Consider the following 21,914-nt stretch of genomic DNA (forward strand, 5'->3'; position numbering starts at 1 on the left):
CGTCGGTAATAAGAGCAACCCCTCTCGGGTCATCTGTGACGCAGTAGGCTCGTGGTCCATGTACGGCTACGACCAGAATCCGGGCTCCCAGCAGCAGTACGCCCCGCCCCCGCAGCAGCCGATGCAGGGTGGGATGCAGGGCGGAATGCAGGGTGGCATGCAGGGTGGGTACGGCCAGCAGGCCCCGCTGTACCCCGAGCCGTCGCCGCCCTCGCTCGCCGACGCCGTACGGGCCTTCACGACCGGTTCGCTGGCGGCCGAGGACTTCCAGCAGATCTTCGCGACCTCGAAGGTCTACTGCCCCCGCGGCGACAACCCCGGGTTCCTGGCCCTGCACAACACGCAGCAGCCCGTCATCCCGATGTTCACCTCGCTCAAGGAGCTGCGGCGGTACGCGGGCAAGGAGTCGAAGTACTTCGTGATCACCGGCGCCGAGGTGATCGACCTGCTGCCGACCGGCTACGGCTTCGTCCTCGACATGGAGGGCGATCACCGGATGGTCTTCGACGCGAAGGCCGTGGAGCAGATGGTCGACTTCGCGATGCGGCGGATGTACGGCTGACGCGGGCCGACGCGGCCTACGCGGGCCAGGGACGACGCGGGAGAGCGCCCGGGGGAATTCCTCCCGGGCGTTCCGCGTTCCGGGTGGCAGGAAGTTCATTGTTCAACTATTCTGGACCCACAAGGATGGAGGTCCTGAGATGCCTGCCGTGACCGTCGAGAACCCGCTCAGCCTGCCGCGCGTCGCCGCCCCCGCCGACGCCGTCTCCCGCCCCGTGCTCGCCGTGACCACGGCGCCTTCCGGCTTCGAGGGCGAGGGTTTCCCGGTGCGCCGCGCGTTCGCCGGGATCAACTACCAGTACCTCGACCCGTTCATCATGATGGACCAGATGGGGGAGGTGGAGTACGCCCCGGGCGAGCCCAAGGGAACGCCGTGGCACCCCCACCGCGGCTTCGAGACCGTCACCTACATCATCGACGGGACCTTCGACCACCAGGACTCCAACGGCGGTGGCGGCACCATCACCAACGGCGACACCCAGTGGATGACCGCGGGCTCCGGACTGCTCCACATCGAGGCCCCGCCGGAGTCCCTCGTCGTCAGCGGCGGGCTCTTCCACGGGCTCCAGCTCTGGGTGAACCTGCCGGCGAGCGACAAGATGATGGCCCCCCGCTACCAGGACATCCGCGGCGGCCAGGTGCAGCTCCTCGCCTCGCCCGACGGCGGCGCGCTCCTGCGCGTCATCGCCGGCGACCTGGACGGCCACGCGGGCCCGGGCATCACCCACACGCCGATCTCGATGATCCACGCGACGGTCCGGCCGGGCGCGGAGGTCACCCTGCCGTGGCGCGAGGACTTCAACGGCCTCGTGTACGTCCTGGCCGGGCGCGGCTCGGTCGGCGCGGAGCGACGGCCGGTCCACATGGGCCAGACCGCCGTCTTCGGCAAGGGCGGCTCGCTCACCGTCCGCGCGGACGAGAAGCAGGACGGGCACGCGCCCGACCTGGAGGTCGTCGTCCTCGGCGGCCGGCCGATCCGCGAACCGATGGCGCACTACGGCCCGTTCGTCATGAACAGCCAGGCGGAGCTGCGCCAGGCCTTCGAGGACTTCCAGGCCGGCCGGCTCGGCACGATCCCGGCGGTCCACGGGATGGGCGAGTAGGGACGGATACGGGGGCGGGCGGCCGCCCCCGTGACCGCCGGCCGGTGGGCGCCTCCGCTTGAGGGACGCGGCCGTCCGGCCCGGCGGCCGGGGCGCCATGCCAGGCCCGCCGGCCGGGGCCCGGCTCCGGCGTCCACACAGGCCCGCCGCCGCCCGGTGCCCGCACCGGCCCCTGTCGCCCGGCTGCCGGGGGTGCCTTGCCCGGCTCCGGCCCCGGCGTCCACAGCGCCCCCGGCCTGACGAGGCGTCACCCGCGCGGCCCGCCCCGCAGGACGGCGTACGGGCCGCGTGATCGGGTGGGGACCGTGCAGCAGCAACCGCCCGCGTCCCCGCACCCTCCCCCGCCTCCGTCGCCGCCCCCGGGCCCGCGGCCGCTCCTGCCCGAGGCGGTCCGGCGGGTCGCCGCCTGGTGCATCGTCGTGTTGTTGCTGACCGGGGTCGCCGCGGTCGGCGTGTGGTTGTGCGTCGTCTTCAAGACCGCCGTCACCCCCGTCCTGCTCGCCCTCCTCGGCACCGCGCTCCTCGGCCCGCTCTACCGTCGACTGCTGCGCGTCAAGGTGCGCAAGTCCCTCGCCGCCGCGATCACCTGCGTCGCCGTCGTCGCGGTCGTCGGCGGCGCCGCGTACATCGTCGTCAGCGCGCTCGTCGAGACCGGCGACCAGATCGTCGCCTCGCTGCGGCAGGCCGCCCGGGACCTGACCCGGCACCTCGGCGCCACCGGCACCTCCCTGGACGACGTCGCCGCGAACGCGAAGGAGCTGCTGGAGAAGTTCGGCGGGACCGCCGCCTCGGGGGTGATCAGCGGCCTGAGCGTGGTCGGCGAGATGATCGCCGTCGCCGTCCTCGCCCTGCTCCTGGTCTTCTTCTTCCTCCGGGACTCCGACAAGGCGGTCGGTGCGCTGCGCTCCCTCGCCCCGCGCTCCACCGGCGACACCATCGAGGCGATCGGCCGCCGCGCCTTCGAGGCCGTCGAGGGCTTCATGCGCGGCACCACCTTCATCGCGCTGATCGACGCCCTCCTCATCACCATCGGTCTGCTGGTCCTGAGGGTCCCCGGCGCCGTCGGGCTCGGCGCGCTCGTCTTCGTCGGCGCCTACATCCCGTACCTCGGCGCCTTCATCTCCGGCGCGGTCGCCGTCCTCGTCGCCCTCGCGGACCGGGGGGTCGTGATCGCGCTGTGGGCGCTCGGGGTCGTCCTGGCGGTCCAGGTGCTCGAAGGACACATCCTCCAGCCCGCGATCCAGAGCCGGACCGTGCAGATGCACCCGGCCGTGGTGATGCTGGCCATCACGGCCGGAGCGTCCGTCGCCGGAATCCTCGGCATGCTGCTCGCGGTCCCGCTGACGGCAGCCGCGTTCGGCGTCATCGGCGAACTGCGGGGGCGGTACGACGAGCAGCGCGCGCCGCTCGCGGAGGGCGACGGGGGCTGACGGCCCGCGGCAGGGCGTGTTCCGCTCCGGCGTCCGGGCGGGTCGGGGTGAGTGGCGCCGGGCCACGGGCCCGGCCGGCACCGGGGCCCGGTCACGTGCCGGGCGGGGCACGGCGGGTCAGGTGGCCGCCGGCATGCCTCCCGGCTCGAAGCCGGCCAGCATCTGCTCCAGAGCGGCCTGGTCCGGTCCCACGAACGGGTCCGAGTCCGGCGCCATGCCGATCGTGTCGAGGAGCGAGTCGATCATCCGGACGGCCGGCGGCAGATGCGTGCTGAGCACGATCTCCGGGTTCATCTCCCGCAGCGGTTCCATCGACGCCCGGTACTTCGCCGCGTCCACCATGTGCACCCACGGGCTGTCCACGGTCGCCCAGAGCAGCTGGGTGGCCCGCAGCTCGTCCGGCTTCAGGTCGGCGGCGTGTCCGCTCTCCGCCAGCTCGGCGGTCGGCATCGGCCCGCCGAAGCAGTCGGAGGTGAAGCAGGTGCGGGTCCTGTCGTCGTAGAACCCGACGGTGGCCGGGTTGTCGAAGAGCGGCGGCCTGAAGGCGCGCAGCGTACGGTCGCCGACGTCCAGCGACTGGCCGGGGTTGAGGAAGTAGACCCGGTCCGGGGGCAGCGGGCGCTCGGTGGTCATGATCCCCGCGCCGATGAAGGTGGTCACCACGCGCGCCCGGGGCGCGGCGACGAGCAGGTCGAAGATGCCGCCGGTGTGGTCGCGGTCGGGGTGGGTGAGCCAGATCCAGAGGATGTCGGCGGGGTCGACCACGCCGCCGATCGCGCTGACGAAGTCCCGGTCGGAGACGGAGAGCCCGGTGTCGACGACGACCGGCTCCCTCGCGGTGAGGACGTAGGCGTTGACGGGGATGTGTCCGATCCCCGGCACTTCGAGGCTGTCGGCCAGGACGGTGGTGTCGCTCCCGACCTTGTGGGTGTCCATGGTGTTCTCCGTGGTCCCCCCCGGCGGCGGCCGTACGAATCCAGTCTCCTCCGCCCCCGCCCGCCCCGCGCGCCCAAGGAACCGGCGGCGCGGCCGGGGCCCGTACGGCCCGCCGGAGCCGTACCGCGGGACTTATACGGCCCGCCGGAGCCGTACCGTCCACCACCCCCGTACGCCCCGGGGGTCTCGCCCGGTCGCCCCGCCTAGGCGCAGCCGGCCCCGGCCCCGTCACCGTCGTCCGGCGGCTCGTTCAGCTCGAACCAGATCGACTTGCCCTCGCCGCGCGGATCCACGCCCCAGGCGTGCGCCAGCATCTCCATCAGCACCAGACCGCGCCCCGACGAGGCCATCTCCCCCGGGTGCCGCTTGTGCGGCAGCTCGTCGCTGGAGTCCGCGACCTCCACCCGCAGGCGGCGCGTCTTCTCGTCGCAGGTCACCTCGGCGACCAGCAGCGCGTCGCCGTCCGTGTGGATGAGGACGTTGGTGACCATCTCCGAGACCATCAGGACCGCCGAGTCGACCTGGTCCGCGTCGGCCCAGTCGTGCAGCAGCTGCCGCAGGTGCTGGCGGGCGGCGGCGATGCGTTCCGGCTCGGCCTGGGCCACGGTCATCATCGTGCGGCGCGGGGCCTCCCGGGCGATCGTGCCCTGGCGGGAGACGAGCAGGAGGGCGATGTCGTCCTCGCGGCGGTCGGCGAGCGGCCCGGTGGTGTGGTGGGAGCCGGGACCGTGGACCGCCTGGACGAGCTCGTCGGCGAGCTCTTCGAGGGACTCGCCGTCGTGCCCTTCGAGGAGCTCGCGGACCCGCTCCCAGCCGCTGTCGAGATCGTGGCCGCCGGTCTCCAGGAGCCCGTCGGTGCACATCATCAGGGTCTCGCCGGGCTCCAGGGTGAACCGGGTCGTCGGATAGTCGGTGTCCGGGTCGATGCCCAGCGGCAGCCCCCCGGCGGTGGGCCGCAGCAGGACCGTTCCGTCGGCCATCCGGACCGCCGGGTCGGGGTGGCCGGCCCGGGCGATGTCGACGACCCCGGTGACCGGGTCGATCTCCAGGTAGAGGCAGGTGGCGAAGCGCAGCCCGCCGCCGTCCTCCCCGTGCCCGCCGCCGCTTCCGTGGCGGTCGCCGGGAGCGAGGTCGCCCCGCACGCGCCCGCCGCCGTTCACGCCCGCGCTCCCGCTCGCCTCGCCGTCGCCGCTGGTGATCCCGTACAGGAAGCGCGAGGCGCGGGAGAGCACGGCGTCGGGCCGGTGGCCCTCGGAGGCGTACGCGCGCAGGGCGATCCGCAGCTGCCCCATCAGCCCGGCGGCGCGGACGTCGTGGCCCTGGACGTCGCCGATGACGAGCGCGATGCGCCCGGCCCCGGCGCCGCCGGCCCGGGACGTGCCTCCGGGGAGCGGGATCATGTCGTACCAGTCGCCGCCGACCTGGAGCCCGCCGCCGGTCGGGACGTACCGGGCGGCGACCTGGAGGCCGGGGGCGCCGGGCCCGAGGACGGGCATCATCGTGCGCTGGAGCCCGAGCGACAGTTCGCGCTCGGACTCGGCGACACCGGCCCGGGCGAGGGCCTGGGCGAGCATGCGGGCGACGGTCGTCAGGACGGAGCGCTCGTCGGGGGTGAAGGCGACGCGGTGCTTGAAGGCGGCCATCCAGGCGCCCATGGTGCGGCCGGCCACGATGAGGGGGAGGTAGGCCCAGGACTGCCGGCCGAAGCGCTGCGCGAGCGGCCAGGTGACCGGGAAGCGCCGGAGGTACTCCTCCGGCGACGGCAGGTAGATCGCCCGCCCGGTCCGGGCGACCTCGGCCGCCGGGTAGTCGGTGTCGAGGGACATCGAGCTGAAGGGGCCCTCGTCCCCGGCGTGGTGTCCGTGGTGGCCGATGATCGTCAGACGGTCGCCCGCGACCCCGAAGACGGCGAGGCCGTCCGGCGAGAAGCCCGGCATCGAGAGGGAGGCGGCGACGCGCAGGACCTCGGAGGTCGACCGGGCCTCGGCGAGCGCCCGCCCCGCGTCGAGCAGGAACGCCTCGCGCGAGCGGCGCCAGTCACCGGTGACGGGGGTGCGGGCGGCGGTGCCGGGCTGCGGCTCGGCGACTTCCTGGAGGGTGCCGACGAGCGTGTAGTCGCCGCCGTCGATGAGCGGCTTGGACCGGCTGCGTACGGTACGGATCACCCGGCCCTGCTCGTCCATGATCCGCAGCCGGGCCTCCGCGAGGGTCCCCTCCGCGACGGCCAGGTTGACCACGCCGTCGATCTCGTTCCAGTCGACGGGATGAAAGCGGGAGCGTACGGCCGCCTCGGTGAACTCGGCGGGCTCGGCGGGCAGCCCGAGGAGCCGGGCGGCCTCGGCGTCGAGCGTGACGATCCCGGAAGCGTTGTCCCAGCGCCACAGGCCGGTCGCGATCGCGGCCAGGACGTCCTCGGTGCGCATTGCCCTACTTTATGAATATCGGACAGCAAGACGCCACCGAGACTATTCGAAAAGCGATCTTGGGTGGCCCGGTACCCTTGACGGGCCTGGACACGTCCCGGCTCCCCACCGATTTCGAAGACTGGATGAACGACGATGCATCGGTACAGGTCCCACACCTGCGGCGAGCTCCGCGCCTCTGACGTCGGCACCGACGTCCGGCTGAGCGGCTGGCTGCACAATCGGCGCGACCTGGGCGGCATCCTCTTCATCGATCTGCGCGATCACTACGGCATCACGCAGCTCGTCGCCCGCCCCGGCACCGCCGCGGCCGAGGTCCTCGACAAGCTGACCAAGGAGACCGTCGTCCGCGTGGACGGCAAGGTCGTCTCCCGCGGCGCCGAGAACGTCAACCCCGAGCTGCCGACCGGCGAGATCGAGATCGAGGCCGCCGACGTCGAGGTCCTCGGCGCGGCCAAGCAGATCCCCTTCACCATCAACGCCGACGACGGCGTGAACGAGGAGCGGCGGCTCGAGTACCGCTTCCTCGACCTGCGCCGCGAGCGCATGCACCGCAACATCATGCTGCGCTCCGCCGTCATCGCCGCCATCCGCTCCAAGATGGTGGCCCTCGGCTTCAACGAGATGGCGACCCCGATCCTGGCCGCGACCTCCCCCGAGGGCGCCCGCGACTTCGTCGTCCCGTCCCGTCTGAACCCGGGCAAGTTCTACGCCCTGCCGCAGGCGCCGCAGCAGTTCAAGCAGCTGCTGATGATCTCCGGCTTCGACCGCTACTTCCAGATCGCGCCGTGCTTCCGCGACGAGGACGCCCGCGCGGACCGCTCGCCCGGCGAGTTCTACCAGCTCGACGTCGAGATGAGCTTCGTCGAGCAGGAGGACGTCTTCCAGCCGATCGAGAAGCTCATGACCGAGCTGTTCGAGGAGTTCGGCGGCGGCCGCCACGTCACGTCGCCCTTCCCGCGGATCCCGTTCCGCGAGTCGATGCTGAAGTACGGCAACGACAAGCCGGACCTGCGCACCGCGCTGGAACTCGTCGACATCACCGACGTCTTCGCGAACTCCGAGTTCAAGGCCTTCGCCGGCAAGCACGTGCGCGCCCTCGCGGTGCCGGACACGGGTGACCAGCCGCGCAAGTTCTTCGACGGCCTGGGCGACTACGCCGTCTCCCTCGGCGCGAAGGGCCTGGCCTGGGTCCGCGTCGGCGAGGAGGGCGCCCTCACCGGCCCGATCGCCAAGTTCCTCACCGAGGAGAACGTCAAGGTCCTCACCGAGCGCCTCGGCCTCGCCGCCGGCCACGCCGTCTTCTTCGGCGCCGGCGACTTCGACGAGGTCTCCAAGATCATGGGCCCGGTCCGGGTCGAGGCCGCCAAGCGCGCCGGCCAGTTCGAGGAGAACGTCTTCCGCTTCGCGTGGATCGTCGACTTCCCGATGTACGAGCGGGACGAGGAGACCGGCAAGATCGACTTCTCGCACAACCCGTTCTCGATGCCCCAGGGCGGCCTCGAGGCCCTGGAGACCAAGGACCCGCTGGACATCCTCGGCTGGCAGTACGACATCGTCTGCAACGGAATCGAGCTCTCCTCCGGCGCCATCCGGAACCACGAGCCCGAGGTCATGTTCAAGGCCTTCGAGATCGCGGGCTACTCCCGCGAGACCGTGGAGACCGAGTTCGCGGGCATGCTCCGCGCCTTCGAGTACGGCGCCCCGCCGCACGGCGGCATCGCCCCGGGCGTGGACCGCATCGTGATGCTCCTCGCGGACGAGCCCAACATCCGCGAGATCATCGCCTTCCCGCTCAACGGCAACGGCCAGGACCTCCTGATGGGCGCCCCGACGGAGCTGGACGAGAGCCGCCTGCGCGAGCTGAACATCCAGCTGCGCAAGCCGGTCGAGAAGAAGGTCGTGGACGACCGCCCGGTGACGGAGTCGGTCCACCCGGACGCGGCCCGGTAGTCAGCACGTCAGTAGCCGTCCCACGGACGGGTGAAGGCCCGGGATCCTCGGATCCCGGGCCTTCGGCATATGCCACGCTGCCGCCCATGGCGTCCGTGGGGAAAAGTCTGCCGTGAGCGTCCTGACACAGGAGGGGTTCGAGGAACTCGCCCGTCTCGGCGAACGCGTGGACGAAGCGCTGCGTCTGGAGTTCATCGACGGCAGGATCGGGGAGAAGGCAGTGCCGGACGGCAACTGCGGGCGGATCATCGAGTGGCTGACGCGACTCTGCATCCGAACGAACGTCGGCTGGTGGCTCTATCCGGACCAGGGCCTACGGATCGAGAAGTACCGCAAGGGCAACGCCCGCCCCGACGGCTGCCTCGTCCCGCTGGACGCCTTCGTCGGCCAGGGCGAGTGGGCGAGCGCCGACGACGTCCTCATGGTCGTCGAGGTCACCTCCGGCGACTCCGACACCGGCCGCCGCGACCGGGTCGAGAAGCCGCGCGCCTACGCCGAGACGGGCATCCCGGTGTACCTGCTGATCGACCGGACCACCGGCGAGGTCAAGGTCCACTCCCAGCCGGACGGCGAGCGCTACGAGATGGTGGCGACGGTCCCCTTCGGAAAGACGGTCACACTCCCGGACCCGGTGGGCATGGAACTGGACACGGCGCCGCTGAAGGACTGGGCGGGCTGACGGGGCCCGGGCCCGTTGTGGACCACATTTACTTCTCGGATTGTCGTGGGAAAAGGACTGCGCAGCTCTCGATCGTGCGTCGAAACCTACCCTGTCGTCTCATTGTCCGTTTGGGTGATGCGTGGAGCGAATTCCTCCATGTAATCGCGATGTTCGACTTTGATTGCGGATTCCGGGATCTCTCCCAGGGGTGAGAGATCGACACCATCGAGCTTTCCGCACCCATCGAGATCGCTCAAGGCGTGCAGGAGGGCCTCCAGTGCAACGCGAGATTCTTCGTGCGGAGTTAGCATGGCGATCAAATCGCCTGTCACCCGAGCCTGGGTTTCCGACAGGAGGTTGACGAAGTCCTGCACGCGATCGCTCGCCTCCGTACGGACCGCTTCATTGGAACTCAGGAGGTCCGCGAGGAATTCGATGTAGTGCTTAGTCTCCATTGGTCCCACCTTCCGAACTACTGCGGGTAAGGTACTGGCAGATGGCTGGGCCATGGAATGTGGGTGTCATTGATTGCCTTTTCATTGTAGTTCGGACTATTCGGGTTTCCGATCTGAGCGTGATATAGATTACCCGCCTCGTCCTGGAACTGGTGCGATATTTGAATCCTGTAGATCGGGCCGCTGCTGGCATTGGGGCCGGCATGTGGGCCGAGGTCGGGACCGTGGACGCGCATACGAACCGTCTTTCCCGTGACATCGTCTGTCCATTTCCACTTGATGCCGTGTTCGACACCACCGGGGATGGGCTTCCAGGCTTCTTGAACGGCGTCCTTAGGGATGATGCTCAATGGGTCCACATCTCCACGAAGATCCCAGCCGCCACCCTCGATCCGGGGCGGGCACGGCGACAACCCCAGTGGGTCGCTCCACGTGTGGGGGTTGTGGACGTACGTCGACGGGTTCGGGGCCGGGCTCAGGCCCAGGGGGTCCTGGGTGAGGTAGCGGGCCGATTCAGGGTCGTAGTAGCGGAAGTGGTTGTAGTGGAGGCCCGATTCCGGGTCGAAGTACTGGCCCGGGAAGCGGAGCGGAGTGTAGGCCGTCGCGTCGCGGGTCCAGGTGGTCGTGCCCCAAAGGGTGGAGCGGGTGCGCCATGCCAGGGCGCCCGACTCGTCGACGAGTTCCGTCGGGGTGCCGATCAGGTCGGTGACGATCGCGAAGAATCGTTCGTCGTCCGTGCCCGTGCGGCGTTCCGTCTGGGACAGCGGGCGCAGGCCCGCGTGGTCCCAGGTCAGGGTGACGTCCGCGGTCGTCTGTTCGCAGAGGGTCGTGCCGTCCCAGGTGAAGTGGACCGTCTCCAGCGCCGACCGCTTGGATATTCGGCGGCCCAGGGGGTCGTACGCGTAGTGCCAGACCGTGCCGTCGGGAGTCGTGACCGACGTCAGGCGGTCCTCCGCGTCCCACGCGTACCGCCAGGTGTCCGGCTTCCGGGACAGGCGGGTCTTGCGGCGCAGGACGAGCCGGCCCTGGGCATCGTGTTCGTAGTGCACGGCGCCCGCCCGGGTGATCCGGGTTCCCTGGTAGGCGCGCGGGCCGGTCGCCGCGTGGGCGGGGTGGGTGGAAGGCCAGTCCGCCTCCGTCTGGTTGCCGGCCTCGTCGTACGCGTAGCGCTCCGTCCAGCGGTCCGCCCGGACCGCCGTGACCCGGCCCGCCGGGTCGAGGTCGAAGCGGCGCGTCCCCGAGAGGCCGTCCGTGACGGAGACCAGTCCGCCGTCCGGGCGGTAGCCGTACGCCCGGTGCTGGAGGTTGCCGGACCGGGACGTGACCTGCTGAGCCGTCAGCCGGCTCATCACGTCGTACGACGACGTCAGCGACACGAAGTCCGCGACCGTGCGCTCCACCTCGCGCCCCAGGGCGTCGAAGGCGAAGGCGAGTTCACGGCCGGAGGCGGTGAGGCCCGTCCTGCGGCCCACCGCGTCGTACGACCACGTGCTGACCGAGCCGCCCGGCGTCGTCCGGCCCACCCGACGGCCCTGTTCGTCGTACGCGTACGCCAGCGTCCGCCCGTTGACCGTCTCGGACGTGAGGCGGCCGTAGCGGTCGCGGAGGCGCTCCAGCCTCGCGTCCGTGTTGGTCGCCACCGCCAGTTCGTCGAAGACGTCGTACTCATAGGTGGTCACCGCGCCTTCGGCGTCCTTGCGGACGATCCGGCCGAGGGCGTCGCGCTCGAAGCGGACCGTCTGCCCGAGGCCGTTCACGCGGGAGACCAGCCGGCCCGCCGCGTCATAGGCGTAGCCCAGCGTCCCGCCGTCGAAGTCCGTCTCGGCGAGCGTCCGGCCCGCCCCGTCGTAGGCGTAGTCCCAGGTCAGTCCCTGCGGGTTGGTCACCCGTGTCAGCCGCAGGTTCGTGTCGTGGGAGAACTCGTAGCGCACCCCGTCCGGGCCCGTACGGGAGGTCATCAGGTCGAAGTCGGTGTAGGTGAAGCGGGTCGTGGCCCCCACCGCGTCCGTGTGGCTGAGGCAGTTGCCCTCGCCGTCGTACGTCCAGGACTCCACTGTGCCGTCGGGCGCGACGCGCCGGGACGGCCTGCCCTCGACCGTCCACTCCAGCCGCGTCACCGCGCCGAGGGGATCGGTGACGCGGACCGTACGGCCGAAGGCGTCGTGTGCGTAGCGGGTCGTGGCCCCCAGCGGGTCGGTGACCTCGACGGAGAGGCCCCGGGCGTCGAGGACCAGCCGGGTGGTGGCGCCGAGCGGGTCCGTCACCGAGGTGAGCCGTCCCGCCTCGTCGTAGGCGAACTCCGTCCGCGCGCCCGAGGGGGCGGTGACCGACGTGCGGTTGCCGCGCGCGTCGAAGGTCTGGCGCACGGTGTTGCCGTCGGCGCCGATGATCCGTACCGGGAAGCCGTCCTCGTCGTACTCGGCCCGCGCCCGCCGCCCGTCCGGACGCTCCAGCACCGTCACGCGGCCCTGCTCGTCGTAGGTGGAGCGGCTGACGTGGCCCAGCGGGTCCGTCCGTGACAGGAGGCGGTGGAAGCGGTCGTACTCGTAGCGGGTGACCGCACCCAGCGGGTCGATCTCGGCGACGACCTGGGCGCGGTCGTTGATCAGGTGGCGCTCGGTGTGTCCCATGCCGTCGGTGACGGCGGTCATGCGGAGCCCGCTCTCCGGATCGACGTCGTCCCAGGTGAACGTCGTTTCGAGGTGGCCGTTCGCGCCCGACTGGTAGGTGCAGCGGTCCCGTTCGTCGTAGACGTAGTCGAACCGGCTGTCGTTGGTGTCGGTCCACGAGGTGATCCGGCCGTGCTCGTCGCAGCCGAAGCGCAGGGGGCGGCCGGAGGAGCCGGTGACCTCGGTCAGGTGGCCGTCGGTGTAGCCGTAGCGCAGGATCTCCTGGTCGGATCCGTCCTCCGCCGCTCCCGCGAGGTGGAGGGCCGTCACGCGGCCCTCGCTCGTGGTGAGCCTCAGGTGGTAGCCGCCGTGGTGGACGATCGACGCCGGGGCGCCCGTCTCGTCGTACTCGAAGGTGATCCAGCGGCCGTTGCGGTCGTCGACCTGTGCCAGGAGCGCGAGGCCGGCGTCGTGGTCCGTGAAGTGCCAGACCCGGCGGGTGTCGGGGTCGGTGATCGTGTAGCCGTCGCCGACCCTGTCCAGCGGCCACTGCCGGCCGTGCGTGGGCATGACCGGGACACCCGGGGCCGGGTGTGGGTACGCGAGGAGGCTGCCCTCGTCGCAGCTGAAGACCACGCCCTCGGAGTCGATCTCGAGGCGCTGGTCCACCGTCGACGACCACGTCGGGCCGAACCAGCGTCCCGAGCGGCGCGAGGAGTCGTAGGTGCGCCGGAAGACGAGGGGAAGGGAGCCGGGCAGGGCGATGTCGGTCTGGGGAAGCAGCATGCGCCCGGTCGCGATGTCGACCGGGTCCTTCTTGCACACCGTCTTGCTGCACTCCTTGGCGGTGCTGTCCGGGTCCTTCTCGTGGTCCCCGCGGCTGCCGCCCGGCTTGCCGGGCCCGTCGGGCAGGTGCTTGGTGCCGTTCAGGCCGGCCCGCAGGCCGCCCCTGACGACCCCGCCGCCCTTGGTGCCGATCAGCTCCGGCAGCAGCCGGCCGAGGAACTCCGACGGGTCGCCCTTCGCCGCGTCCCAGGCGTTCTTCAACGCCCTGTCGGGGTTCGCCGCCGTGGAGACCAGACCGGCGAGCGTCATGTTGACGCCCTTGTAGTACTCCGCCGGGTGGGTCAGGTTGTACGGGTCCGTCGGATTCACCGAGCGGACGAAGTTGACCAGGCCCGCCGTGCCCTTGATGACGCCTCCGCCGAAGTGGGCCAGCTCGATGCCCTGGCTCAGGCCGTAGTCCATCAGTTCGAGCTTGGCCTTCTCGCGGCCGGTCGGCTCCTTCGGCGCGTGGGCCAGAGCGGCGTGCACCGCCGCCTTCGCCGTCTCGCCGGCCTCGTTCCGCGCGTGACGGGCGTCCTTCAGGATCTCGCGAGCGCGTCGCCGCTTGGTCTCGCCCGGGTCGGAGAACTCCCCGGGGTGGGGCAGCGGGCTGTCCCCGTGGCGGGCCGCGTCGTAGGCGGCGGCCTTCTTCTCGTAGGCGTCGTGTGCCGTCCGAGAGTCCTTGTCGCCCTCCTTGTACAGCGCGATCGCCTCGCGCGCCTTGCCCTGCGCGCTCACGATCGCCTGCGCGTACGTCTCCAGCGCCTTGGCCGCGTTCTCCATCGCGTCCGCCGCGTGCAGCCAGTCGGTCGGCAGCGTCCGGAACTTCTCCCGGAAGGCGTTGGCCGCCTCGCCCTTCCAGTGGCTGGGGTCCAGCTTCTTCATCCCGCCGCCGACGAGGTCGAACGCGCGCTGGAAGTCCCGCAGGTTCTTCACCGCCGCGGCGATCCTCTCCGGCTTGCCGTGGACCAGCTCGTTCGCTTCCTCGGTCTGCCCGAGCTGCTTCTCCCCGACCTCCGCACCGAGGGACGACGCGGTGTCGTCGCCCCAGTCCTCCACGACTTCGGCGATGCCGTCGTGACCGTAGTGCCGCAGCCCCTGGCCGGCTTTGTCGGTCGCGTAGTCGACGCCCTCGCCGACGAGCTCCTTGCCCTTGTCGATGCCGTCACCGATCTTGTCGATGCCTTTGTCGACCAGACCGCCCCAGTCCACCCCGCCCAAGCCCGCCATCAGCGGTTCTCCCCCCACCGCGGCTGCTCGGCCTGGTCGATCGTCGCCTGATCGGGATCGAGCATGTCCTTCAGTTCCTCGTCCATCCCGTCACGCAGCGCCGGATCCAGCGCGCCCGAGCGTTCCATCGAGTCCAGCAGCGAGTCCTCGACGTCGTACGCCGTGTTCTTCCAGGTCTGCTCGACCTCCTGGTGCGCCCCGGTGAACGACTCGGGGGTCCAGTCGGCGCCGTCCCACATGTGCTGGTCGCGAATGGTGTCCCAGCGCATCTGCTTGACCTCGTCCTCGGACAGGTGCGGGTTCCCGTTGAGGGAGTTCGCGCCGATCTTGAAGGAGTCCTTGATGTACTGCTCCTGCTCCGCGAACGAGCCCGCCGACAGGCCCACACCCTGTGCAAAACCGTTTCCCCGAAGGGTCAGCGCCCGTACGCCCCACTCCCACCGGTTGCAGAAGGTCTCGAACTCGGACGTCAGGCCGCCGTGCCCCAACTCCAGCCCTGACAGCGCCAGGTCGGAGAACCCCCGGCCCGTCGACGCCTCCCCGATCATCCCGAGATCCTTCAGCTCGGAATGTGCCAGGTCGATGCCCTTCACGATCTCCGCCAGCGCCGCCGCCGGCGCCGCGAGTTCCGGCTCGTTCCCACTCATCGCGTCCCTGTTCCCCCGAGATCCACCGCCACCGCGTCCGGGACGATCCCCGCCACCGGCGGAAACAGCATCCCGTCCGCACCGCCCGCGTCCAGCGCCACCCCGGCCGGTCCCGGCAGCATCGGCACCATCACATCCAGCAGCCGCGCGCCGAGGACCGTCCGGTACGCCCACTCGCGGCCCGCGTCCCCCCGCGCCCGAGCGAACCGCGCCAGGGCCTCCTCGTCGGAGAACGCGCAGATCCACCGGACGCCGTTCTGATCCGCCGTCCACAGGCTTCCGTGGTCGTCGAAGGGCACCAGGACGGCTGTGCGCCGGAATTCGCCGAGCAACCGCGCAAACTCCCGCCGCGCGAGCGCCGCTTCGGAGGCCGGCTCCCCGTCGGGCGTGGTCAGGGTCGGAGCCGCCGGGGTGTCCCTCCGGTCCCGCTCCGGCGGCGTCGCCGGGAGTGGCGTGTCCGCCAAGTCGGTCAGTCTGGAAGCCCGTTGAGGCTGCGATATGTCATCCCCGTTCACATCCACCCGCACATGCTGTCACGCGAGGATTTCCGTGAGCAACGGCCTTGTTGGCGGGCAGGCGGCGCAGGTGCCCGGTTCTGGGCCGCGGAAGGCCCGGTCGCAGGTGTCGCAGTTCTGGAGGGGGTGTCTCGTGGCCGGGGCCGTCGTGCCGAGCGGTGGCAGGGGCGGGAGCTTGGCGTCGAGGCGGTGGGCCAGAAAGGCGGCGGGGCGGTACAGCGGCTCCCGTGGCAGGTCGGCGGTCAGGGCGCGCTGGACGGCCTCGGGGGTGAGATCGCGCTCCAGCCACGCGGCGACGCCCGGCACGAGGTGGTCGGCGTCCGTGGCGGAGAGCAGGAGGCGGGGGTCCTCGCGGCGCAGTCCGGAGAGGACCCCCAGGGCGGTCCGGAGGAGGTCGGGGGCGGGGTACGCGGGCTGCGGTACGGCGGGCAGGGCGCGGCGTCGGTCCTGCCGGTCGGCGCCGCGCCGGGGCGGCGGAGAGGGCGGGGGCGGGGCCTCGGGCGTCGGTTCATCCTCGGTGCCGGTGCCGGTGCCGGTGCCGGTGCCGGTGCCCGTGCCGGTGTTGGCGCTGGTGCGGCCGGGCTGGTTGCAGGAGACCGTGCGGGTGACCATCTGGCCCCCCTCGGTGCGCACGCGCGTCCGGCGCAGATAGCCGTGGGTCTCCAACTCGCGCAGGGCGCCCGCGATCCGGGTCTTCCCCTCGGGGAAGCGGCTCGCAAGGGAGGCGATGTCGACCTGGGCGCCGCTGGGGAGGGACTGGATGTGGACGGACAGGCCGATGGCGATCAGCGACAGTGCGACGTGCTGGGCGAGGTGGTTGCCCACCACGACGAAGCGTGTGGTGTGGCGGGTGTTGTCGTGGATGACGCCGCCGTGGCGCGCTGCCTCGCGGACTCGCTCCGTGGGGTGGTTTTTCCAGTCGTTACGGGACCGGGCGTGCGGGCGCACGCTAGTGTGCTGGGTATCCATCGGGAAGCTTCTTCTTCCTTGATGGTCAGGCCCTCGCCTCGGGATTAGCGGTCCCGGCGAGGGCCGACGCATGTCAGCGGTGAGGTGGTCTGTCGCGCTGAGCGTAGATCAAGCAACCCATCCCAAAGCCAGCCGAGTTGGTGTTTTTCACCCGAGTGAGTGAGTGGCTGCCGAGCGGGGGGAGGGGTGGGGCTTGGTGCGGTTTCTTTCTCTTCCGTTGTTATGTGGGAAGACCGGCCGTCCTACCGGCGTCCGCGTTCCCGGCGTTCGGCGCCCGAGGCGTTTGGGCAGGTCAGCAGCGTAGAAGATCGAGCTCCGCCCATACGGTCTTCCGAGGGACGGGACCTGGCTCGACACCCCAGCGGTCGGCGAGCGCCTCGACCAGGAGCAGCCCGCGTCCGGAGCCCCCGTCGGGGGACGGCGGCCGGAGGCGGGGCAGCGCGTCGGCCCGCGTGTCCGTCACCTCGATCCGGAGGACAGCCTCCTGAGCCAGAAGCGCGACACGGAAGTTCCGGCCGGCGACGCGGCCGTGCGTGGCGGCGTTCGCCGCCAGCTCCGCGACGAGGTGCGCGGCGGCCTCGGTCACGCCGTAAGGCAGCTCGTGCCGCGTCCGCAGCCACTCGACGGCGAGCAGCCGGGCGAGCCGAGCGCCGCGCGGCGTGGGGGACAGCAGGACCTCGAAACGGGCTGCTGAGGAGGGCTGGGGACGGGTGGCGTTCTTCTGGTTCACCTCACCGAGCGTGGCCGCCCTCGCCTACCGTGAACAGTGACGATTCCGATGCGTAGGGTGACTGTCCGGAGCTTGTCCACTGCTGTCCGGGCTGTCCGAACTCGTCGGAGGGGTAGGGGCGTCGCGGCACGAGAGGGCGGACAGAGGGGTGCGGGCATGTCGGTGGACGGCGAGACCGGGGTACGACGGCTCACGACCGAGGCGGACGACCCGGGGTGGGAGGTCGACCCGGACGACGACTGGGGCGTGGCCGTCATCGCCACGGTGGGACGGCAGTTGCGGCTGCGGAGGGAAGCGGTGGGCATGCGCGCCGCCGAGTTCGCCCTCGCTGTCGGATACGGCGAGGACCTCATTTACAAGATCGAGAGCGGGAAGCGGATCCCCCGCCCCGAGTTCCTGGACAAGGCGGACGAGGTCCTGGGGGCGGGTGGGCTGCTCTCGGCCATGAAGGAGGACGTGGCGAAGGTCCGGTACCCGAAGAGGTCCGGGAACTGGCCAAGCTGGAGGCCCGGGCGGTGGAGATCGGCGTATACGAGTGCATCAGCCTGAATGGCCTTTTGCAGACTCCCGCGCACGCACGAGCCCTGTTCGAGGCACGGCAACCCTCGTACGCAGGGCCGGAGGTGGAGCGTCTTGTGGTCGCACGCATGGCGCGAGTGTCGGTTTTCGACCGGTCGCCGGCACCGGCGCTCAGCTTCGTCCAGGAAGAGGCGACGCTGAGGCGCCGTGTCGGCGGCACAATGGTGTGGCGGCAGCAGCTCGAACGCTTGCTGGAGGTGGGACGCATGAAGAACGTCTCGCTCCAGGTCATGCCGACGCGAAGTGATGCTCACCCTGGCCTCAGCGGGAGGATCGAGCTGTTGAAGTTCGAGGACGGCACAGCGGTGGGGCGTTCCGACGGTGCGTTCAATGGGCGCCCGACGCACGAGCCGAAACAGCTGCGGATTCTTGAGCTGCGGTATGGCACCATCCGGGCTCAGGCGCTTCCGCCAAGGGAGTCACTGGCCCTTATCGAGCAACTGCTGGGAGAGACATGATCCGCAAGGCCCCCGCCGGCGACGCCTCCGTACTGGCGTGGTTCAAGAGCAGTCACAGCAGCGGCCCGGAGGGCGACTCCTGCGTCGAGGTCGCCACCGCCCCCGGCACCGTCCACGTCCGGGACTCCAAGTGCGTCGAGGGCCCGCAGCTCGCGCTGACGCCGACTGCGTGGGCGGGCTTCGTGGCGTACGCGGTGGCCGGCCGGCCTCGGTGACGACGCGCGGCCCGCTCCTGGTGGGAACCAGGCGCGGGCCGCGTGCCGTACGTGGAGCAGCGGACGTCAGTCCTTCTTGGGCTCCTCCAGGCGCGGGAAGAGCACCGCGCCCTTCGTCACCGTCGTGCCGGCGGGGAGCTGACCCCACGTGGCGGAGGACTGGACCGGCTGGGCCGCCAGGGCGCCCAGGGTCGCCTCGGCGCCCAGCGAGTCCCACAGGGCCTGCGAGGTCTCCGGCATGATCGGGTTCAGCAGGACCGCGACCGCGCGCAGCGACTCGGCCGCCGTGTAGAGGATCGTCGCCAGGCGGGCGCGGCCCGCCTCCGAGTCGTCCTTGGCGACCTTCCACGGCTCCTGCTCCGTGATGTAGCCGTTGACCTGCTTCACGAAGTCGAAGATCGCCAGGATGCCGCCCTGGAAGTCCAGCTCCTCGCCGATCTTCCGGTCGGCCGTCTCGACCGCCTTGGCCAGGCCCTCGTGGATCGCCGTCTCCGCGTCGCCGTCGGCCGTCGAGGCCGGCAGGGCGCCGTCGAAGTACTTGCCGACCATGGCCGCCACGCGCGACGCCAGGTTGCCGTAGTCGTTGGCCAGCTCGGAGGTGTAGCGGGCGGTGAAGTCCTCCCACGAGAACGAGCCGTCGCTGCCGAAGGCGATCGCCCGCAGGAAGTACCAGCGGTAGGCGTCCACGCCGAAGTGCGAGGTGAGGTCCTGCGGCTTGATGCCGGTCAGGTTCGACTTCGACATCTTCTCGCCGCCGACCATCAGCCAGCCGTTGGCCGCGACCCTGCCGGGCACGGGCAGGCCCTGCGCCATCAGCATCGCGGGCCAGATCACCGCGTGGAAGCGCAGGATGTCCTTGCCGACCAGGTGCACGTTCGCCGGGAACGTCTCGTCGAACTTCTGCTGGTTCGAGCCGTAGCCGACGGCCGTCGCGTAGTTCAGCAGCGCGTCGACCCACACGTAGATGACGTGCTTGTCGTCCCACGGCACCGGGACGCCCCAGTCGAACGTCGAGCGGGAGATCGACAGGTCCTGCAGCCCCTGCTTGACGAAGTTCACGACCTCGTTGCGCGCGGACTCCGGCTGGATGAAGCCCGGGTTGGCCTCGTAGAACTCCAGGAGCTTCGGGCCGTACACGCTCAGCTTGAAGAAGTAGTTCTCCTCCTTGAGGATCTCCACCGGCTTCTTGTGGATCGGGCACAGCTTCGTGCCGTCCTCCGCCTCGATGAGGTCGCCCGGGAGCTTGTACTCCTCACAGCCCACGCAGTACGGGCCTTCGTACCCGCCCTTGTAGATCTCGCCCTTGTCGTACAGGTCCTGCACGAACTCCTGCACGCGGTCCGTGTGACGCTTCTCCGTCGTCCGGATGAAGTCGTCGTTCGCGATGTTCAGGTGCTCCCAGAGCGGCTTCCACGCCTCCTCGACGAGCTTGTCGCACCATGCCTGGGGCGTGACGTCGTTCGCCTCGGCCGTGCGCATGATCTTCTGACCGTGCTCGTCCGTGCCGGTGAGGTACCACACCTTCTCGCCGCGCTGACGGTGCCAGCGCGTGAGCACGTCGCCTGCGACGGTCGTGTAGGCGTGGCCCAGGTGAGGAGCGTCGTTGACGTAGTAGATGGGGGTCGAGACGTAGAACGCCTTCGCCCCCTGCTTCTCGGATCCAGTGGCCGCCATGGTCGAAATCCTAACGGTCTGCCGAAGATCCACTCACATCGCCGAGGGGGGCCGGGAGCGCGGAGAGGTCCGCGAAACGTTCCCCGGCGTAGAAAGGACCGTGCACAGCGGCGAGGGAGTGATCATGCGCGTACTGGTCGCCGAGGACGAGCAGGTCCTCGCGGAGCTTGTCGCCACCGGACTGAGGCGGGCCGGCTTCGCCGTCGACACCGTCTACACCGGTGACGCCGCCCTCGCCTACCTCGGGCTGCACGACTACGACGTCGTCGTCCTCGACCGCGACCTGCCGCGCGTCCACGGCGACGACGTCGCCCGCGCCCTGGTAGCCGGGACCTCCCGGACCCGGATCCTGATGCTGACGGCGGCAGCCTCCCTGGAGGACCGCGTCGAGGGGCTCGACCTGGGCGCGGACGACTACCTCGGCAAGCCCTTCGAGTTCCCCGAGCTCGTCTCCCGGGTCCGGGCCCTGCGACGGCGCAGCGCCCGCCCCGTACCGCCGCTGCTGGCGAAGGACGGCCTGCTGGTCGACACCGCCCGCAGGACGGCGACCAGGGACGGGCGGGGCCTCGACCTCTCCCCCAAGGAGTTCTCCGTGCTGCAGATCCTGCTGGAGGCGGACGGCGCGGCCGTCTCCGCCGAGGAGCTCCTCGAACGCGCCTGGGACGCGCACACCGACCCCTTCACCGGCGCCGTGCGGGTCTGCGTGAGCAAGCTCAGGGGCAAGCTGGGGGAGCCGGCGCTGATCCGCACGGTGCAGGGCGTGGGGTACGCCCTGTGATGGGCGCGGGCTCCACGATCCGCACCCGGATCGCGCTCGTGTACGGAGGCGTCTTCGTCGTCCTCGGCGGGTGCCTGCTGGCGGTGGTGAACCTGCTGTCGCGTGCCGGTACGGAGGGGGAGGCGGAGGCCATCGCGGCGCGGGTGCGGGTGGTGGCGCCGTTCGAGACCGTCACCGCCTACCGGCTGAGCGGTGACGTCAGCCGGGCGGCCGGCGAGCAGATGCTCATGTGGTCGTGCCTCGCCCTCGCCGCCATGGCCTTCGCGGCGGTCGCCGTGGGGTGGTGGACCGCGGGGCGGATGCTGCGGCCTGTGCACGAGATGACGGCACGGGCGCGCCGGCTCTCGGAGCGGACCCTGCACGAGAGGCTCGCGGTGAGCGGCCCCGACGACGAGCTGAAGGAGCTGGGCGACACGATCGACGCGCTGCTCGGACGGCTGGAGCGGGCCTTCGACAGCCAGCGGCGGTTCATCGCGAACGCCTCGCACGAGCTGCGCACCCCCCTCGCCACCCAGCGGGCCGCCATCCAGATCGGGATCGAGGACTCCTCGGACGTGAAGCAGGTCCTCCTCGACACCAACCGGCGCAGCGAGCGGCTCATCGAGGGGCTGCTGGTCCTGGCGCGGAGCGAGCGGGGCCTGGAGGAGCGGGAGGAGGTGGACCTGGGGGCGGTGGTCGTCGAGGAGTGCGAGAGGTACGGGATCGACTGCCGCACGGGCGGTGCCGGGACCGTCCGGGGGAACCGGGTGCTCCTGGCCCAGGTGGTACGGAACCTGGTCGCGAACGCCGTCGCGTACAACGTCCCCGGCGGCACGGTGGAGGTGACGGCGCGGTGCGGTGTGGTGACCGTCGTCAATACCGGCCCGGTGGTCGCCGCCGCCGACCTGCCCGGTCTCTTCGAGCCCTTCCGGCGGGGCGAGGGCCGCGACCGGATGGGGCCGGGCGCGGGGCTTGGCCTCTCGATCGTCCGGTCGATCGCGGGCGCCCACGGCGGGGCGGCGGACGCGGTGGCCCGGAGCGAGGAGGAGGGCGGCGGCCTGGTCGTGACGGTGACGTTGCCCGTCGCCGCGGCGGGGATCGCGGCCGCCGGCCGTCGCTAGACGGGGACCCGGGCCCCTGGGACCGGACACGAAGGAGGGGTGGCCCGCCGATCGGCGGGCCAC

Annotated in this window: 17 protein-coding genes and 1 pseudogene; 9 read left to right on the plus strand and 9 right to left on the minus strand. The window is 71.0% G+C overall.

Translation table 11 applies throughout. The annotated features are described in order from the left end of the window. The first annotated feature begins 58 nt into the window (after nt 1–58). From ACZ68P_RS09070 to ACZ68P_RS09080, 3 genes are all read left to right on the plus strand, one after another. The gene (locus ACZ68P_RS09070) at nt 59–562 is read left to right on the plus strand and encodes an SseB family protein (RefSeq protein ID WP_365713123.1); all 504 of its coding nucleotides are present in this window, start codon (nt 59–61) and stop codon (nt 560–562) included. A 139-nt stretch (nt 563–701) separates the two neighbouring features. Then, a complete protein-coding gene (locus ACZ68P_RS09075) occupies nt 702–1,664 on the plus strand; it encodes a pirin family protein (protein ID WP_471004375.1) in 963 nt (320 codons plus the stop codon). A 305-nt stretch (nt 1,665–1,969) separates the two neighbouring features. Next, nucleotides 1,970–3,094, plus strand: coding sequence for an AI-2E family transporter (locus tag ACZ68P_RS09080; RefSeq protein WP_471004377.1), 1,125 nt, complete (start codon nt 1,970–1,972; stop codon nt 3,092–3,094). Between the two features lie 117 nt (nt 3,095–3,211). Here ACZ68P_RS09080 and ACZ68P_RS09085 read toward each other — a convergent pair whose 3' ends face one another. Next, complete coding sequence (locus ACZ68P_RS09085; protein WP_471004378.1) at nt 3,212–4,030, minus strand: MBL fold metallo-hydrolase; 819 nt, start codon at nt 4,028–4,030, stop codon at nt 3,212–3,214. A 203-nt stretch (nt 4,031–4,233) separates the two neighbouring features. After that, nucleotides 4,234–6,453: an ATP-binding SpoIIE family protein phosphatase gene (locus tag ACZ68P_RS09090; protein WP_471004380.1), complete on the minus strand. Its 2,220-nt coding sequence runs from the start codon at nt 6,451–6,453 to the stop codon at nt 4,234–4,236. A 135-nt stretch (nt 6,454–6,588) separates the two neighbouring features. Between ACZ68P_RS09090 and aspS the strand changes: the two genes are divergently transcribed. Next, nucleotides 6,589–8,406: an aspartate--tRNA ligase gene (aspS, locus tag ACZ68P_RS09095; RefSeq protein WP_471004382.1), complete on the plus strand. Its 1,818-nt coding sequence runs from the start codon at nt 6,589–6,591 to the stop codon at nt 8,404–8,406. Between the two features lie 112 nt (nt 8,407–8,518). Continuing rightward, on the plus strand, nt 8,519–9,085 hold the full coding sequence (locus tag ACZ68P_RS09100; RefSeq protein WP_471004384.1) for a Uma2 family endonuclease: 567 nt from the start codon (nt 8,519–8,521) through the stop codon (nt 9,083–9,085). Between the two features lie 86 nt (nt 9,086–9,171). Here ACZ68P_RS09100 and ACZ68P_RS09105 read toward each other — a convergent pair whose 3' ends face one another. The 6 genes from ACZ68P_RS09105 to ACZ68P_RS09130 all read right to left on the minus strand — a co-directional run bounded on the left by ACZ68P_RS09105 (nt 9,172) and on the right by ACZ68P_RS09130 (nt 17,047). Then, nucleotides 9,172–9,522, minus strand: coding sequence for a Rossmann-fold NAD(P)-binding domain-containing protein (locus ACZ68P_RS09105; protein ID WP_471004386.1), 351 nt, complete (start codon nt 9,520–9,522; stop codon nt 9,172–9,174). Nucleotides 9,523–9,539: 17 nt separating this feature from the next. After that, a complete protein-coding gene (locus ACZ68P_RS09110; RefSeq protein WP_471004388.1) occupies nt 9,540–14,186 on the minus strand; it encodes a putative T7SS-secreted protein in 4,647 nt (1,548 codons plus the stop codon). Continuing rightward, nucleotides 14,186–14,833, minus strand: a complete 648-nt coding sequence (locus ACZ68P_RS09115; RefSeq protein WP_471004390.1) for a hypothetical protein — start codon at nt 14,831–14,833, stop codon at nt 14,186–14,188. The genes ACZ68P_RS09110 and ACZ68P_RS09115 overlap by 1 nt, the downstream gene beginning before the upstream one ends. Next, complete coding sequence (locus ACZ68P_RS09120) at nt 14,830–15,228, minus strand: SseB family protein (protein ID WP_471004913.1); 399 nt, start codon at nt 15,226–15,228, stop codon at nt 14,830–14,832. The genes ACZ68P_RS09115 and ACZ68P_RS09120 overlap by 4 nt, the downstream gene beginning before the upstream one ends. Nucleotides 15,229–15,366: 138 nt before the next feature. Further along, nucleotides 15,367–16,317 carry a helix-turn-helix domain-containing protein gene (locus ACZ68P_RS09125; protein ID WP_471004392.1) on the minus strand — a complete coding sequence of 317 codons (951 nt, stop codon included), beginning with the start codon at nt 16,315–16,317 and terminating at the stop codon, nt 15,367–15,369. Nucleotides 16,318–16,609: 292 nt separating this feature from the next. Further along, the gene (locus tag ACZ68P_RS09130; protein WP_471004394.1) at nt 16,610–17,047 is read right to left on the minus strand and encodes an ATP-binding protein; all 438 of its coding nucleotides are present in this window, start codon (nt 17,045–17,047) and stop codon (nt 16,610–16,612) included. Nucleotides 17,048–17,203: 156 nt separating this feature from the next. Here ACZ68P_RS09130 and ACZ68P_RS09135 point away from each other — a divergent pair. Together ACZ68P_RS09135 and ACZ68P_RS09140 are read left to right on the plus strand one after the other, a co-directional pair. After that, nucleotides 17,204–18,084, plus strand: a pseudogene (locus ACZ68P_RS09135) (helix-turn-helix domain-containing protein). Continuing rightward, nucleotides 18,081–18,299 carry a DUF397 domain-containing protein gene (locus ACZ68P_RS09140; protein WP_471004396.1) on the plus strand — a complete coding sequence of 73 codons (219 nt, stop codon included), beginning with the start codon at nt 18,081–18,083 and terminating at the stop codon, nt 18,297–18,299. Before ACZ68P_RS09135 ends, ACZ68P_RS09140 begins: the two are co-directional and overlap by 4 nt. Nucleotides 18,300–18,365: 66 nt before the next feature. On the opposite strand, the gene metG is transcribed toward ACZ68P_RS09140, so the two are convergent. Beyond that, the gene (metG, locus tag ACZ68P_RS09145; RefSeq protein ID WP_471004398.1) at nt 18,366–19,973 is read right to left on the minus strand and encodes a methionine--tRNA ligase; all 1,608 of its coding nucleotides are present in this window, start codon (nt 19,971–19,973) and stop codon (nt 18,366–18,368) included. A 124-nt stretch (nt 19,974–20,097) separates the two neighbouring features. On the opposite strand from metG, the gene ACZ68P_RS09150 reads away from it, so the two are divergent. Together ACZ68P_RS09150 and ACZ68P_RS09155 are read left to right on the plus strand one after the other, a co-directional pair. Continuing rightward, nucleotides 20,098–20,751 carry a response regulator transcription factor gene (locus tag ACZ68P_RS09150; protein WP_471004400.1) on the plus strand — a complete coding sequence of 218 codons (654 nt, stop codon included), beginning with the start codon at nt 20,098–20,100 and terminating at the stop codon, nt 20,749–20,751. Beyond that, nucleotides 20,751–21,851 carry a sensor histidine kinase gene (locus ACZ68P_RS09155; RefSeq protein ID WP_471004402.1) on the plus strand — a complete coding sequence of 367 codons (1,101 nt, stop codon included), beginning with the start codon at nt 20,751–20,753 and terminating at the stop codon, nt 21,849–21,851. The genes ACZ68P_RS09150 and ACZ68P_RS09155 overlap by 1 nt, the downstream gene beginning before the upstream one ends. Nucleotides 21,852–21,914: the final 63 nt, after the last annotated feature.

The sequence above is a fragment of the Streptomyces sp. NPDC036822 genome (genome assembly GCF_055609145.1).

What these genes read in the sequence shown, in the direction of transcription:
- ACZ68P_RS09070 (WP_365713123.1), top strand. Translation starts at nt 59, where the DNA reads ATGTACGGCTACGACCAGAATCCGGGCTCCCAGCAGCAGTACGCCCCG.
- ACZ68P_RS09075 (WP_471004375.1), top strand. Translation starts at nt 702, where the DNA reads ATGCCTGCCGTGACCGTCGAGAACCCGCTCAGCCTGCCGCGCGTCGCC.
- ACZ68P_RS09085 (WP_471004378.1), bottom strand. Translation starts at nt 4,030, where the DNA reads ATGGACACCCACAAGGTCGGGAGCGACACCACCGTCCTGGCCGACAGC.
- ACZ68P_RS09090 (WP_471004380.1), bottom strand. Translation starts at nt 6,453, where the DNA reads ATGCGCACCGAGGACGTCCTGGCCGCGATCGCGACCGGCCTGTGGCGC.
- aspS (WP_471004382.1), top strand. Translation starts at nt 6,589, where the DNA reads ATGCATCGGTACAGGTCCCACACCTGCGGCGAGCTCCGCGCCTCTGAC.
- ACZ68P_RS09105 (WP_471004386.1), bottom strand. Translation starts at nt 9,522, where the DNA reads ATGGAGACTAAGCACTACATCGAATTCCTCGCGGACCTCCTGAGTTCC.
- ACZ68P_RS09110 (WP_471004388.1), bottom strand. Translation starts at nt 14,186, where the DNA reads ATGGCGGGCTTGGGCGGGGTGGACTGGGGCGGTCTGGTCGACAAAGGC.
- ACZ68P_RS09115 (WP_471004390.1), bottom strand. Translation starts at nt 14,833, where the DNA reads ATGAGTGGGAACGAGCCGGAACTCGCGGCGCCGGCGGCGGCGCTGGCG.
- ACZ68P_RS09125 (WP_471004392.1), bottom strand. Translation starts at nt 16,317, where the DNA reads ATGGATACCCAGCACACTAGCGTGCGCCCGCACGCCCGGTCCCGTAAC.
- ACZ68P_RS09140 (WP_471004396.1), top strand. Translation starts at nt 18,081, where the DNA reads ATGATCCGCAAGGCCCCCGCCGGCGACGCCTCCGTACTGGCGTGGTTC.
- metG (WP_471004398.1), bottom strand. Translation starts at nt 19,973, where the DNA reads ATGGCGGCCACTGGATCCGAGAAGCAGGGGGCGAAGGCGTTCTACGTC.
- ACZ68P_RS09150 (WP_471004400.1), top strand. Translation starts at nt 20,098, where the DNA reads ATGCGCGTACTGGTCGCCGAGGACGAGCAGGTCCTCGCGGAGCTTGTC.
- ACZ68P_RS09155 (WP_471004402.1), top strand. Translation starts at nt 20,751, where the DNA reads ATGGGCGCGGGCTCCACGATCCGCACCCGGATCGCGCTCGTGTACGGA.